16 protein-coding genes are annotated in these 13785 nt (G+C 34.0%); 5 read left to right on the top strand and 11 right to left on the bottom strand.

Annotated elements, in window-relative coordinates; all coding sequences use genetic code 11:
- Positions 1–156: 156 nt before the first annotated feature.
- The gene (gene prfA / locus ACS8MM_RS08725) at positions 157–1230 is read left to right on the top strand and encodes a peptide chain release factor 1 (RefSeq protein WP_379715389.1); all 1074 of its coding nucleotides are present in this window, start codon (positions 157–159) and stop codon (positions 1228–1230) included.
- A gap of 124 nt (positions 1231–1354) precedes the next feature.
- On the top strand, positions 1355–3361 hold the full coding sequence (locus ACS8MM_RS08720) for a DUF5723 family protein (RefSeq protein WP_379715386.1): 2007 nt from the start codon (positions 1355–1357) through the stop codon (positions 3359–3361).
- A gap of 42 nt (positions 3362–3403) precedes the next feature.
- Here ACS8MM_RS08720 and ACS8MM_RS08715 read toward each other — a convergent pair whose 3' ends face one another.
- From ACS8MM_RS08715 to ACS8MM_RS08665, 11 genes are all read right to left on the bottom strand, one after another.
- On the bottom strand, positions 3404–3724 hold the full coding sequence (locus ACS8MM_RS08715) for a hypothetical protein (protein WP_379715382.1): 321 nt from the start codon (positions 3722–3724) through the stop codon (positions 3404–3406).
- On the bottom strand, positions 3717–4100 hold the full coding sequence (locus ACS8MM_RS08710) for a phage holin family protein (protein WP_379715379.1): 384 nt from the start codon (positions 4098–4100) through the stop codon (positions 3717–3719). The genes ACS8MM_RS08715 and ACS8MM_RS08710 overlap by 8 nt, the downstream gene beginning before the upstream one ends.
- A gap of 12 nt (positions 4101–4112) precedes the next feature.
- Positions 4113–4388 (bottom strand): YtxH domain-containing protein, encoded by a 276-nt coding sequence (locus ACS8MM_RS08705; RefSeq protein ID WP_379715376.1) that lies wholly within the window; start codon positions 4386–4388, stop codon positions 4113–4115.
- 27 nt (positions 4389–4415) lie between these two features.
- A complete protein-coding gene (locus ACS8MM_RS08700; RefSeq protein WP_379715373.1) occupies positions 4416–4550 on the bottom strand; it encodes a lmo0937 family membrane protein in 135 nt (44 codons plus the stop codon).
- Between the two features lie 32 nt (positions 4551–4582).
- Positions 4583–5224 (bottom strand): porin family protein, encoded by a 642-nt coding sequence (locus ACS8MM_RS08695; protein WP_379715370.1) that lies wholly within the window; start codon positions 5222–5224, stop codon positions 4583–4585.
- A gap of 384 nt (positions 5225–5608) precedes the next feature.
- Positions 5609–7393, bottom strand: coding sequence for an ATP-binding protein (locus tag ACS8MM_RS08690; protein ID WP_379715367.1), 1785 nt, complete (start codon positions 7391–7393; stop codon positions 5609–5611).
- A gap of 3 nt (positions 7394–7396) precedes the next feature.
- Positions 7397–7843: a response regulator gene (locus ACS8MM_RS08685; protein WP_379715364.1), complete on the bottom strand. Its 447-nt coding sequence runs from the start codon at positions 7841–7843 to the stop codon at positions 7397–7399.
- 8 nt (positions 7844–7851) lie between these two features.
- Positions 7852–8409, bottom strand: coding sequence for a helix-turn-helix domain-containing protein (locus ACS8MM_RS08680; RefSeq protein ID WP_379715361.1), 558 nt, complete (start codon positions 8407–8409; stop codon positions 7852–7854).
- A gap of 2 nt (positions 8410–8411) precedes the next feature.
- Positions 8412–9260, bottom strand: a complete 849-nt coding sequence (locus ACS8MM_RS08675; protein ID WP_379715358.1) for a mechanosensitive ion channel family protein — start codon at positions 9258–9260, stop codon at positions 8412–8414.
- A 10-nt stretch (positions 9261–9270) separates the two neighbouring features.
- Positions 9271–10416 carry an AI-2E family transporter gene (locus ACS8MM_RS08670; protein ID WP_379715355.1) on the bottom strand — a complete coding sequence of 382 codons (1146 nt, stop codon included), beginning with the start codon at positions 10414–10416 and terminating at the stop codon, positions 9271–9273.
- Positions 10417–10518: 102 nt separating this feature from the next.
- Entirely contained in the window at positions 10519–11085 is a 567-nt protein-coding gene (locus ACS8MM_RS08665) for a hypothetical protein (RefSeq protein ID WP_379715352.1), read from the bottom strand.
- Positions 11086–11236: 151 nt separating this feature from the next.
- Between ACS8MM_RS08665 and pyrF the strand changes: the two genes are divergently transcribed.
- From pyrF to ACS8MM_RS08650, 3 genes are read left to right on the top strand one after another with little or no spacing between them, the layout of a single operon-like run.
- Positions 11237–12058 carry an orotidine-5'-phosphate decarboxylase gene (gene pyrF / locus ACS8MM_RS08660; protein ID WP_379715349.1) on the top strand — a complete coding sequence of 274 codons (822 nt, stop codon included), beginning with the start codon at positions 11237–11239 and terminating at the stop codon, positions 12056–12058.
- Positions 12058–12894: an ABC transporter substrate-binding protein gene (locus tag ACS8MM_RS08655; protein WP_379715346.1), complete on the top strand. Its 837-nt coding sequence runs from the start codon at positions 12058–12060 to the stop codon at positions 12892–12894. The genes pyrF and ACS8MM_RS08655 overlap by 1 nt, the downstream gene beginning before the upstream one ends.
- Before the next feature lie 28 nt (positions 12895–12922).
- Positions 12923–13726: an alpha/beta fold hydrolase gene (locus ACS8MM_RS08650; protein ID WP_379718969.1), complete on the top strand. Its 804-nt coding sequence runs from the start codon at positions 12923–12925 to the stop codon at positions 13724–13726.
- Positions 13727–13785 lie beyond the last annotated feature (59 nt).

Raw genomic sequence — 13785 nt, 5'->3', positions numbered from 1 at the left:
TATAAGGAAAATTCATTCAACACAAAATTTATTTAGACTTAATCTAAATAATTTTTCAACAGTTTGTGAATCAATTTTTTAAAAAATTGGAAAAGAGAAACTTGAAATCAGAAACAAAAATTGTATTTTTGCACTCCAAAATAGAAGAATAGCAATATGTTAGACAGACTGCAATATGTAAAACAACGTTTTGATGAGATATCAGATTTGATTATCCAACCGGATATCATTGCTGATCAGAAGCGTTATGTACAATTGAATAAGGAATATAAAGATTTGAAGGCTTTGGTTGAAAAACGCGAAGAGTATATCAATCTTGATGGAAATATTAAAGAAGCGAAAGAAATCATTGCAGACGGTTCAGATGCTGAAATGGTGGAAATGGCTAAAATGCAATTGGACGAAGCACAAGATCGTTTGCCACAGTTGGAAGAGGAAATCAAATTTATGTTGATTCCTAAAGATCCAGAGGATGCTAAAAACGTGATGGTGGAAATTCGTGCAGGTACAGGTGGAGATGAAGCTTCTATCTTTGCTGGAGATTTATTCAGAATGTACACCAAATACTGTGAAAACAGAGGTTGGAGAACTTCTGTGGTCGATTTAAACGAAGGGACTTCGGGAGGATTCAAAGAAGTTATTTTTGAAGTTACAGGTGAAGATGTCTACGGTACTTTAAAATTTGAAGCAGGTGTACACCGCGTGCAACGTGTTCCACAAACTGAAACTCAAGGTCGTGTGCATACTTCTGCTGCAACCGTAATGGTTTTACCGGAAGCAGAAGAGTTTGATGTTCAAATTGACATGAATGATGTACGTATTGACTTTTTCTGTTCTTCAGGACCTGGTGGACAATCAGTAAATACTACAAAATCCGCTGTTCGTATGACGCACATTCCTACTGGTTTGGTAGCGCAATGTCAGGATGAAAAATCGCAACATAAAAATAAAGATAAAGCATTGACTGTTTTACGTTCCCGTTTGTACGAGAAAGAATTAGCAATCAAACAAGAAGAAGATGCTAAAAAACGTAATTCTCAGGTAAGTAGTGGTGACCGTTCTGCGAAGATCAGAACCTACAACTATCCTCAAGGACGTGTTACGGATCACAGAATCGGAATGGATATTTTTGATATGGGTGGCGTAATGAATGGAAATATTCAAAAATTCATTGATGAGCTACAATTAGTATCCAATACAGAAAAGTTAAAAGAAAGCGAAGTATTTTAATTATCAAAGCCCTGATTTATCAGGGCTTTTTTATTGATAGTATATACTAATTTTATTAAATTCACGTTACAATGGCTGAATAGAAAATAGTAATGCAAAATTTTTAAAAACAAAGACTCAAACTATGAAAAAGCTGTATGTTACATTATTGGTCTTGATTTGTTCTTTAACGCTCAATGCACAGTCTTATTTAGGATATTATCACGATAATTATGCAGGTGTACAAAGCGTGTTGTTTAACCCTGCTTCCATAGCCGATTCTAATTTTAGAGCGGATATCAATTTATTTTCAGCAAGCCTAACCGGTACTAATGATTATTATGGAGTTAATGTGTTTGATTTACTGAAAAGTGGTTATAACTTAGAAACTGAAGCGAAATTGTTTGAATCCAATTCGAATAATTTTATTTTGAATGCCGATATACTTGGTCCTTCATTTATGTTCAATATCAAACCAAAACACGCATTAGGTGTATTTACAAGAGCGAGATCGGTAATTAATATTTATGATATAAATGGTGAAGTTTTCAATCAGTATGCCGATGGTTTTAATGCTAGTCAGGATTTTAATTTAACAGCTGGGAATTTCAATATGACCGGAAACTCATGGGGCGAATTAGGAGTATCGTATGCAGGAGTTTTAATGAGTAAAGGGAAACATTTTTTAAAAGGAGGTCTTTCTTTAAAATATTTGCAAGGTATTGCTAATGTGTATACCAAAGGAACAAATGTCTCTGTAAATTACGATTACAATGCCGTTGTGCCGCTTTCAAGTACTATCGCAACTACGGGTACTTTGGTTTATGGTGGAAAAAGTGATTTTACAGACAGTTTTACGAATTTGGATTTTGATTCAAAATCCAATGGAATTGGGGGAGATTTAGGTTTTGTATACGAATACCGTCCTGAATTTAAAAACTTTACTGCCAATGATTATAAATTACGCTTTGGGTTGTCTGTTACTGATATCGGCTCAATAACCTATGAAGAAGATAGACAAAAAACCTATGATTTGAATCAAACGGTTACCGAAGCACAATACGAAAATGCCAATTCGTTCGGTGAATTTTTGGATGCCAATTATACAGTTTTAGAAAATAAAGCGTCCCGAAAAGTAGTGCTTCCAACGGCACTTCACGCTAATTTTGATTGGAACTTTTATCGCAAGTTCTATTTGAATGTCAATGGTGATATCAATATGACCAACAAAAACGCAATGAATTCATCAGCAATAGCGAATACTGTTGCCGTGACACCAAGATATGAAACAAAATTTTTTAGTTTTTATCTTCCCTTGAATTATATGGATTACAGAGGTTTTCAAGCTGGAGCCGGATTCCGAGTTGGACCTTTATTTATTGGTTCTGGATCGGTAATTACGAATTTGATTTCTGATGAATCCAAAGGTTTCGATATTCACGCTGGTTTGAAAATTCCAATTTATAAGGGTGCTGGTAGAATTGAAAAACCTAAAGATACACCCACTGTTCCTGCAAAAATAGTAGATAAGGATTCGGATAAAGACGGGTTAATGGATTCGGTTGATAAATGTCCTGCTGAAAAAGGGCCGAGAGAAAATAACGGTTGCCCTTGGGGAGATACAGACAATGATGGGGTCATGGATAATTTTGATAAATGCCCAACAGTTGCCGGTGAAAAAGACAATGAAGGATGTCCTTATAAAGATACAGATAGCGATGGTGTTTTCGATAAAGACGATCGTTGTCCAACAGTAAAAGGAACAGCGACTAATTTTGGCTGTCCTGAAATAGGCGAGGATGTTGTGAAGAAATTAAATGATTACGCCAAAACGATTTTATTCGATGTTAATAAAACAACATTCCAACAAAGAACTTATCCTGTCTTGCAAGCAATGGTTGTTATTTTGAAAGAATATCCTGGGGCGAAGTTTTCCATTGAAGGTCATACAGATAGTGATGGAGCAGCTCAAGCTAATTTGTCGCTTTCGGAAGGAAGAGCTGCAGCGGTTATGGGGTATTTAGTAGAAAAAGGGATTGATGCTTCAAGATTAACTTCTAAAGGTTTCGGAGAAACAAAACCAATTGCAACCAATAAAACAAAAACGGGTAAAGCTTTGAACAGAAGAGTTGAAGTAAAATTAGTTAGATAATAATTAAATGAATTCAAAAAAAATAAGCCTCGAACTCGAGGCTTATTTTTTTGATAAAAAGGTATTGGATATATATTGAATGCCTAGTCCGGCGAATTTCTTTAAGAAACTGTTGGAACCGTCTTTAATGAGTTTGTTCGATATAAAACCGATAGTGATTCCAAGTAATGAATTGAATAGTCCGGGTTTAATTTCGGTATTTGCTGTCAAGGCACTTACTGCACTCGTTAGTATACTACTCGGTTTGATATTATCTAAGGTAACCTCAAACTGATTTTTTAATTCATCATATTCTATCCGTTGTTTTATTTCGAGTATGGCAATTAAATTGCTTAATTTTTCGGTGGGAGATAAATCATTCATAATTCTCGGGATTTAGGTCAGGGTCAAGATTTACATTCTTCAATAACTTCAATATAATGTTATCATTTAGAGGTTTTTTAATCCATCGATTTTGGTTTACATAAATCAATAGCGCTACTATGAGATACAACCCAGAAACAATCAAAAAGCCCAAATAAGAAGATTGTAGTATTTCACCAATCCACAATCCTAATGCAATATTCAGAAACAAGGTGAACATGGCAACAATCAAGATTACTGTAAGTCCTGACGTTACTGAAGAGATAACATCGGCAGTTTTTTCTACCGTATTTAATTTCAATAAATCAATACTGGTTTTGGTAAACTTTTCAGTTTTACTAATCAGTAATTTCTTGTCTGTTGCCATTGTTTTCATCCTTGTAAATTTTTAAATGATTGTTTTATTGATGTCCTTGATGTTACTCAAGTTGGATTTTGCCTCATCAATTGCTTCTTCTGCGTGATTGGAAAATTTTGCCACTTGTTCCGAAGCTTTATTAGCCAGATTGTCTAATGAATTTTTCAGGTTGTTTTTGAAATCATTTCCTTTGGTGGCTATTTTTTTTCTGGTTTCACTTCCTTTATCCGGAGCTAATAATATTCCTAATGCGGCACCGGCAGCAGCAGCTCCCAGTAATCCTAAAACTAAATTGCTTGTTTTCATGATTTTTAAATTTATGATTGTACTTTTTTAAATTGCTTTTCCTTTAATAAGTCTTAGTAAAATAGCTATGACAGCTATGACTAATAAGAAATGTATCAAGTTTCCTGCGCTATACACAAAGAATCCTAAGGCCCATAGTATTACCAACACTACTGCGACCATGTATAATAAGTTTTGCATGACTGGAGTTTTTATTAAAATTTAAATGCGACGTATAAATTGGCATTGCTGTTTTTTGCATCTAAAGCATTGTAAGTTGCTCCACCAATTTGTTGTTCTTTACCTACGGTGGTTAAACCATAGTTGTATCGTAAACCAATACCGATATCGCTGAAATCGAAACCAATGCCTCCGGATAGTCCAAAATCGAATCGGTTAAAATCGTCTTCGTCTAGATCGGTAAATGTTGCTGAACCGTCTGATGAAACATTTTTAATTTTTGAATTCACTAGAAAGGCAAAGTAGGGTCCAAAATGCAAATTGAAATTATTGGAAAGATTGGCTTTAAGTAAAACCGGAACTTCTAAATAACTCAAAGTGAATTTTCGTGTACCACTGTCAAAAATATTATTGTAAGTGACTTCAGATCCTTTAGTGGTAAAGTTAAATTCTGGTTGTAATGCAATTCCACTGCTCAAAGGCATATTGGCATATAAACCAAGATTAAACCCAACCAACATGTTTTCATCATCTACGTCTTCAACATACATGTTTGAAAAGTTCACACCGCCTTTTAATCCCATACTTGGCTCTGTAGCCACTTGAGCCTTTGTATTAAAAGAAGAAAATAGGGTTATTAAAGTTAAAATTGCTACTGTTTTTTTTGCGTTCTTCATGGTATTTCTATTTAGTTAATTTTTCTCTTTTCTTGAACAAGAACGTAGCCATGAATTTTTGAAAAGTGTACAAATATCAACGATAATTCATGGCTATTGTGCCCCAATTTGTTCTTGTTAGTTTACTATATATGTTCAATAGTTTTGTGTCAACTACTTAGCAAAGATCTAACGAATAATAGTACAATGTGTTACAAGATTTTTTCAACCTGTTACATAATTTTAACTTTCAATATTCTAGAGATCGTTGTCATTGTTTACATTACAAAGATGGTAATGAGTACGAAAAGTTGTGTTATACAATTTTATGACTGTTTTATAGAATTGCCATGTAGGGTTATACATTCGTTGTAAAACCCTAATGTGAGTGGTAGTTTGATACTTTTATTGAGGTAAATAAATGGTAAATATGGCGCCAATATTTGGTTTTCCATCTGCGAAAATAAAGCCTTTATGATTTTCTACAATTTTTTTACAGATGGCAAGTCCAATTCCAGTCCCTGCATATTCTGATTTGCCATGCAATCGACTAAATAACGTAAATATTTTTTCGGCGTATTCTTGTTCAAAACCAATTCCATTGTCTTCGAATGTGATTTTATAGTATTTGTTTTTGGAGAAAATGTTTAAACGATTTTCTTCTTCTGCTATGACTGTGTTTACATTGATTCTAATCGATGGAGTACTGTTTTCCTTTCTGTATTTAAGAGAATTGTGAATCAAGTTAGTAAACAGTTGCTGCATTTGAAATGGTACTGCATTTAGGGTTGGTAATATATCAGTTGTTAACTCCGCCTTGGTTTCCTCAATGAATTGCATAAGTTCCAATTTTGAATTCTCCAATTGGGTATTCAAATCGGTTGTTTCAAATGTTTTTTCAGCTCGGGTAGTTCTTGAAAACTGTAATAAATCATCAATTAAAATGCGCATTCTTGCGGCCGAAGCCTTAATTCGGGTAAGATATTGTTGTCCGCTTTCGGAAATTGTGTCATAATCTTTATCTATCAGACGTGAAATAAAGGTTTCGATTTTACGAAGTGGTTCTTGTAAATCATGACTCGCAACATAATTGAAAGCTTGTAATTCTTTATTGTTGGCTTCCAAAATTCGGTTTCTTTCTTCCAATTCTTGACTTACATTAATTTCATCGGTGATATCAGAAGTTGTTCCAATTAAAATGCGTTCATTCGATTTGTTTTCAACTACTCTTCCTAAAGCTTTAAAATGGCGTAAAGCGCCATCTTTCCGAATAATGCGATACGAAAAAGGTGCTAAAACTTCTTCATGTATCATTTTTTCCGCTGTATCAGATACATATTGTAAGTCATCGGGATGAACATGTTTTAGAAAATCTTTTAGGTTGGCTTCGAAAGATTGTGGAGCATAGCCCAAAAGACGGTATTCGTTATCTGAAAAAGTATATTGTTGTGTTTCAAGATTCAAAAACCAAGTACCATAGTTACCAACAATTTCAGCCAAATTGGAAGATTCATTGGCAAGTACCAATTCGTCGTTGTTTCTTTTGATATTGGTCAAATCGGCATTCATCTTAAAATAAGCCAACGAAAGTAAACCTAAAATGAACAGCAAGAGAAGATAGATAATGATAGGGGTGAGATTTTGATTGTCTTGATAATTGGCTTTTCGAATATCCAATAAGCGTTCTTCAAGTTTGACCATTTTCTCTACTTGCATTTTAATGTCATAAATGGCTTTTTTTCCTGAAAGTAACTCATCTGCGATTGTACTTGTGTTGTCATTTCGAGATTCGACAATAGCAAATGCTTTGTCAACATTTTTGTATTTTATTTCAACCAGTTTTTCGAGTACTTCTGTGTTTCTTTTTTGTTCTGGATTTTCGGAGGTGAGCTTTTTTACTTTTTCAAGCGATTTTTGAACGTCTTTTTTATAGATTTTAATAGCAAATCGTACCGTTTGATCTTTAGTTAATAAATAATCTCTTTTGGCTACTTCAATATCTTTAAGGTCAGCATACAAATGCTCCAGTTCGATAGCAGTTCGATAGGTGTGATTTACCCAATTAGAAGCATTGCCCAAAGTGTGAATATGTTTTAGGCTTATACCTGCAATAAAAAAGATGATAGCTATAGAGATAACAAATACTATCTTTAAGAATAGTGGAGACCGATAAATCTTTATAAAATCCATGAGTTAAAGGCGTAATAAAAAGTTATCTTTATTGAGTCCCGAAGTATGGTATTGCCAATTGATAGTGACAACATCTGAAAGTACTTTTTTCAAAGTATTGAAGTCGGAAGGTTTTTTAATGTAAATATTAGCGCCACAAACAAACGTTTCTTCAATGTGTTCTTCCGAGGAAGAAGTAGAGTATATGGCTATAGCTATATTATCAAATTTTGGATTAGCCTTAATCTCGTGTAAGGCTTCCAAACCATTTTTTCGTGGCATATTCAAATCCAGAAATAGTATTTGAGGCAGAAGAACATCATCTTCATTGAGATAATTCATAAGTTCAACTCCATCATTGAAAGTCTGCACTTTGGTGCTGATTTTTATTTCCGAAAAAGCATCCGTAAAAAATAATCTGTCGTCTTCATCATCATCGGCAAGGATAATATGTATATATTCTTTTTGCATTGATTTCGTTATTTGGTGTTGGCTATTTCTCTACGTTTGGCAATAATTCTCTGAAACTGTGAAGGTGTAATTCCAGTCGTATTTTTAAATTGGGTGCTTAGGTGGGCTACGCTTGAATAATTCAGTTTGTAGGCTACTTCCGTTAGACTCATTTTATTGTTGACAATAAGTTGTTTGGCGTATTCAATTTTTTGTATAATAATGAAATTTTCAATTGAAGTATAGGTAACCTCGCTGAATAAATTCGATAAATAACCATAGCTGTGATTGAGTTTGTCAGCTAAATAGGCAGAAGCTTTTACCGAAGGAGCGTCTTCGCTGAAAACCATTTCAATGATTGTGTCCTTTATTTTTTGAACCAAAGCCGTTTTTTGGTTTTCAATGATTTCGATGCCATAGAAGTTTAAAACACTGGTAATTTCTTCCAATTTTTCATCGGGTACGTTTTCCAGAAATTCAACTTCCCCAAACCCTGTGATTAGGTATTTTATACCTAATTCGGAAAATTTTTCTTCGAGAATCTTCTTTGCCAAAACTGTAAAATCAAATTTGAGGAAAGCTTTCATAACTATTGATTTTGTTCGTTAATTGATTTCAATTGAATACTGTCTGATGCAACGTTGTGTCCTTTTTGTAATAATGTTTTGAATACTTTAAGCATAATGTCACTTCGTAATCGTGAGGCAGACGCACTCACATTTTCAGTTTTAAACCAAAATTGAGCGCGCACAATGATCGAATTGTTGTTTATTTCGTCAATAACTACTCTGGGTGATGGCGATTTTTCCACTTGCTGAAAACTTTTTAAAATGTCTTCAATAATGGTTAACGCTCTTTCGGTCGATTCATTATTGTCAATACTGATTGAAAATTCGGATCGTAATAGATTATCGTAAGTATGATTCACCAATAAATTTTTTACTAGCATCGCATTCGGAATAAAAACTTCTTTTCCGTCGGAAGTTTTAATTATCGTTTCGCGTAAAGACATTTCGGTGACTCTGCCTCTTACATTTTCAATCTCAATTAAATCACCTACCTTGAAAGGTCTTCGAAAAGCCATTAATATTCCGGCTAGAAAATTCTCGCCAATGTCTTTTAAGGCGAAACCGATAATGAAAGTGGTAATTCCTGCACCTGCTAAAATTTTATCGGCAATATCACCCCAGCCTAAAATACTGAGACAAATAATAATCAATACAATGGTTAGTACAAATGCAATCATATTGACTAAGAAATCACTCGCAAGTGAATCTTCCGATTTTTTGTCGATATAGTCAAATGCGATTTTCTTTAATTTCTTAATTCCGAAAAAACCCAGAATTAAAATGACGAGCGCAATAAGCAATAATGGAAATTTTTCCTCAAAGAAATTTTGTATTCCGTAAAGAGTTTGACTAATGTTTTTGTATTCCATACTTTAAGAATTATTGTGCTTCTTGTTCTTCGTTGTTTTCTTTTTCATTTCGAATTTCTTCCCAATGTTCCAAGCGTATTTTGGCTTTGCTTTTCAAGTGTAATTCGCTGGGTTCTCCAATGAGAAAACCATAGGCTTTTAAATTAGGCGAATGATCAAAAATAATTTTTAGAGAGGCCGTAATTGGTAAAGCCAATATCATGCCTGCGGTTCCCCAAAGCATTGAAAATAGTAATAAAGAGATGATAGAGATAAAAGCATTCACACTCACTTTCGAACCCGTTATTTTGGGAGTAATAAAATTGCCTTCCAAAAATTGAACAAATCCAAATACTCCAATTACGCCCAATGAATACCAGGCTGAATCTTTAGTAGCCAATGCGACTAATGCGGGTAATAATGAACCAATGATAATTCCGATATATGGGATTAGTAATAAGAGTGCTGCTAAAAAACCGAAAAACACAGCGTTTTCGATCCCCAAAAGAAGTAAACCTAAAGTATTTAATACACCAACTATAAACATTACCGTAAATAATCCTAACAAATAACTCTTTTGAACTTCGTAAATTTTATCCAAAATGATATTCAAAAACTTGTTGTTTTTTTCAGGAAATGCTTTGTGAATGAATTCTACAAAAAACTTTCGATACAATAGAAAAAAGAAAATATAAATCGGAATTAAAAATAAATCACTTAGAATACTGGTCGAAGAACTCAGAAAATCACCTATTTTGGAAAAATTGTTACGGATAATCGTCTCAAATTTCATTTCATTCTGTCCCATCAATTGGTTCTTGTTGAGATGAAAGTTGGATTCGAAATAGGAGAAAATTCCATTGTATAATTCGGTAAGTTTTGTGGTATATAAATCACTTTTACTTACGAAATTCGATATTTGACCTGTAATCAACCAAATCAAAGTTCCGATGATGATGCCTAACAATAGTAAAACAGTCAGTGCCGAAAGTACGCGGTTAAAGCGAAGTTTTTGTTCTAAAAAAAGGACAATCGGATACACCATTACGCTTAAAATAACAGATATAAGTAATGGAACCAAAAATGGTTTCATAACATATAAGATAAAAACAATGGCAATTAGAGAAACTAAATTGTAAGTTAATTGAGCGTTTGGATTGGTTGTAGATAATTTCATACGTAAATTTAAAAATTTAATTTAATTACGCTAGATTGAGTATTAAAATTTAATTATAAAGCCCTGAATTAGCAGGGCTTTAAAATGTGGTTTCGTGTTCAATTATTTGCCTAATGGAAAATTGTAGGTAACCCCAATTCCTAAACTTCCGGTATCATAGTTTTGTGAACCTATTTCACCCTTACTTCCTGTAAATAATTTGGTGTATTGTAATGAAATATTCCAATGCCAATTGTGCCATCCAATTTCAGGTTTGATATACAAACCGCCGTCAGGTCTGTCTACATTTGAATTGGAAGCTACTTTTTTCGGTCCGGTAATGAATCCGTAACCAATATCAGAACCAAAGAAGAATCCAGCTTCCTTCGGATAGACTCTTACCATAGCTGCCACTGGAACTACGCCAAAATCGTTATTGTCCAAACCGTCATTTTCTTTTCCAAAATAATGTTTGTATCCGGTTGCAAAACCCAAACCAAATCCTGGTGTTACTAGATTTTGGTAAGCAAAGTCGACTCCAGCACTCATTGAAGCGTTTGACGAAGGAAGGGCAAGTCCAACATTACCTCCCATTTTAAACATATTGGTCATATTTTCATCTTGAGCATGTACGAATCCAAAACTCAATATACTTAATCCTAAGGCTAATTTTTTAAATGTCGTTTTCATAATCTGATTTTTTAATGTTTATAATTTGTTGCGTTTACATGACAAATTTGCGACTACTCTCCCAGGTTTATGTTATAAGATTTTTTAGTATTGTTATATAATTTTGAGAATTGGTCCACAACTTCGTACTTTTGCGCCACAACTATAACAAATGACAACACGACAACTTTACGAACAGATTCTATCCAAAAAATCGTTTCTATGCATTGGCTTAGACGTTGATTTGAATAAAATTCCGCAACATCTTTTAGCTACCGAAGATCCTATTTTTGAATTCAATAAAGCCATTATTGATGCCACACATGATTTATGTGTGTCTTACAAACCGAATATTGCTTTTTATGAGGCATACGGATTGAAAGGCTGGCAATCACTGCAAAAAACAATGCAGTACATCAACGAACAATATCCAGAAGTATTTACTATTGCCGATGCCAAACGTGGTGATATTGGGAATACTTCTTCAATGTACGCAAAAGCTTTTTTTGAAGATCTTCAATTCGATTCAGTGACCGTAGCGCCTTATATGGGTAAAGATTCGGTTGAGCCTTTTTTGGCGTTCGAGCAAAAACATACCATAATGCTGGCATTGACATCAAACGAAGGTGCTTTCGATTTTCAAACACAAAATGTCGGTGGCAAAGAATTGTACAAAGTGGTGCTGGAAACTTCGAAACAATGGAATAATGCTCAGAATCTAATGTATGTTGTGGGAGCTACCAAAGCAGAATATTTTGCAGAAATCAGAAAAATTGTTCCAGATAGCTTTTTGTTAGTTCCCGGTGTGGGTGCGCAAGGAGGAAGTTTATCTGAAGTTTGTAAATATGGAATGAACCGACAAGTTGGCTTATTAATTAATTCGTCCAGAGCCATTATTTATGCTTCAAATGGTGAAGATTTTGCCAAAAAAGCCAGAGAGGAAGCGATACAGCTCCAACAAGAAATGGAGTATCTATTAAAAAATAATAAGTAGTGATTACAACAACTTTTACAGATCAAATCGGAAATCAACACACTTTTGAAACAACACCGAAACGCATTGTTTCTTTGGTGCCTTCTCAAACCGAATTATTATACGATTTAGGCTTAGAAGAACAAATTGTTGGAATTACTAAATTCTGCGTTCACCCGTTTCATTTCAAATCAACAAAAACCATTGTTGGCGGTACAAAGAAAGTGAATGTAGATAAAATTATAGCATTACAACCTGATATTATCATCTGTAATAAAGAAGAAAATACCATTGAAATTGTTGAAACGCTCCAAAAAATATGTCCTGTTTGGGTTACGGATATCTATACAATTGAAGATAATAATACCATGATTTCTGATTTTGGGCAGTTGTTCAATAAGCGAACGGAGTCTATGAAATGGATAGATAAAATTAACTATGCCCACAACGATTTTCTGAATTTTATTAAAGGTTTTGAAACTCAAAAAGTAGCGTATTTCATTTGGGCGAATCCGTATATGGTGGCTGGAGGAAATACGTTTATTACAACATTGCTCGAATTGAATAAGTTTGAAAACATTTATGCGAATAATGAAAAATACGAAGGCCGTTATCCGGAAGTTGTAGTTCAGAAAATGCGCATTCAGGGTGATCCGGATATTGTTTTTCTTTCTTCGGAACCTTTCCCATTCAAAGATGAACATGCTTTTGAACTTGGGCGCCATACGCATCATGCTAAAACGGTGTTTGTGGATGGAGAAATGTTTTCTTGGTATGGCAGTCGATTGTTTAAAGCTTTTGATTATTTTAAAAAACTTCGAAGTCGAATTGGAGAAATGCATCTGCATTCTCATTAAAAATTCTACATTTGCTAAAAACGAAACTGTGATCAATTATACCATTTATTTGAAGGAGTCAAGTAGTCAGCCTTGTGAAAGTGAAGGAGCAAAGCAATGGGTAACTTTCGTTCATGGAGCCGGAGGAAGTTCTTCGGTTTGGTTCAAGCAAATTAGAGAATTTCAAAAACACTTTAATGTGTTACTTCTTGACTTGCGAGGACATGGTGATTCTAAAAAAGCATCTTTTGCCAAAAAATACACTTTTAAATCGATTGCTCAGGATGTAATCGAAGTTATTGATTATCTCAAAATTGAATCTTCTCATTTTGTTGGAATTTCACTCGGAACGATAGTGATTCGCCAATTAGCGGAAATGCATCCGGAAAGAGTTAAAAGTATGATTATGGGCGGTGCAATTCTTAAAATGAATTTCCGTTCGCAGGTTTTAATGCGATTGGGAAATACTTTTAAGTATGTTTTACCCTATTTGGTTTTGTATCGTTTTTTTGCTTTTATTATCATGCCAAAAGCCAATCATAAGCAATCGAGATTGTTGTTTATAAATGAAGCCAAAAAGTTATACCAAAAAGAGTTTATCAAATGGTTTAAATTGACTGCTGAGATTAACCCAGTGTTAAGATGGTTTCGTTTGGTCGAGTTAAATATTCCTACACTTTATGTTATGGGAGAAGAAGATTATATGTTTTTGCCTTCCGTTAAAAAAGTAGTGGAAAGTCATTATAGAACGGCAAAATTATTTGTGATTGAAAATTGTGGACATGTGGTAAACGTAGAGCAATCCTCGGTTTTTAATACTCAGGTATTACTCTTCTTAAAGGATTTTAAATAAAAAAGCCGGTACCAAAATACCGACTTTTTTGTAAACTAACCAAACCAAACAAAATTCTA

This window comes from Flavobacterium sp. MAHUQ-57 (assembly GCF_051908335.1).
Lineage (GTDB): Bacteria > Bacteroidota > Bacteroidia > Flavobacteriales > Flavobacteriaceae > Flavobacterium.
This window is presented reverse-complemented; position numbering and strand designations above follow the sequence as displayed.

Bases quoted from the DNA above. Each gene is read 5' to 3' on its own strand.
- prfA (WP_379715389.1), top strand. From the start codon at position 157: ATGTTAGACAGACTGCAATATGTAAAACAACGTTTTGATGAGATATCA.
- ACS8MM_RS08720 (WP_379715386.1), top strand. From the start codon at position 1,355: ATGAAAAAGCTGTATGTTACATTATTGGTCTTGATTTGTTCTTTAACG.
- ACS8MM_RS08715 (WP_379715382.1), bottom strand. From the start codon at position 3,724: ATGAATGATTTATCTCCCACCGAAAAATTAAGCAATTTAATTGCCATA.
- ACS8MM_RS08710 (WP_379715379.1), bottom strand. From the start codon at position 4,100: ATGAAAACAATGGCAACAGACAAGAAATTACTGATTAGTAAAACTGAA.
- ACS8MM_RS08705 (WP_379715376.1), bottom strand. From the start codon at position 4,388: ATGAAAACAAGCAATTTAGTTTTAGGATTACTGGGAGCTGCTGCTGCC.
- ACS8MM_RS08700 (WP_379715373.1), bottom strand. From the start codon at position 4,550: ATGGTCGCAGTAGTGTTGGTAATACTATGGGCCTTAGGATTCTTTGTG.
- ACS8MM_RS08695 (WP_379715370.1), bottom strand. From the start codon at position 5,224: ATGAAGAACGCAAAAAAAACAGTAGCAATTTTAACTTTAATAACCCTA.
- ACS8MM_RS08690 (WP_379715367.1), bottom strand. From the start codon at position 7,393: ATGGATTTTATAAAGATTTATCGGTCTCCACTATTCTTAAAGATAGTA.
- ACS8MM_RS08685 (WP_379715364.1), bottom strand. From the start codon at position 7,843: ATGCAAAAAGAATATATACATATTATCCTTGCCGATGATGATGAAGAC.
- ACS8MM_RS08680 (WP_379715361.1), bottom strand. From the start codon at position 8,409: ATGAAAGCTTTCCTCAAATTTGATTTTACAGTTTTGGCAAAGAAGATT.
- ACS8MM_RS08675 (WP_379715358.1), bottom strand. From the start codon at position 9,260: ATGGAATACAAAAACATTAGTCAAACTCTTTACGGAATACAAAATTTC.
- ACS8MM_RS08670 (WP_379715355.1), bottom strand. From the start codon at position 10,416: ATGAAATTATCTACAACCAATCCAAACGCTCAATTAACTTACAATTTA.
- ACS8MM_RS08665 (WP_379715352.1), bottom strand. From the start codon at position 11,085: ATGAAAACGACATTTAAAAAATTAGCCTTAGGATTAAGTATATTGAGT.
- pyrF (WP_379715349.1), top strand. From the start codon at position 11,237: ATGACAACACGACAACTTTACGAACAGATTCTATCCAAAAAATCGTTT.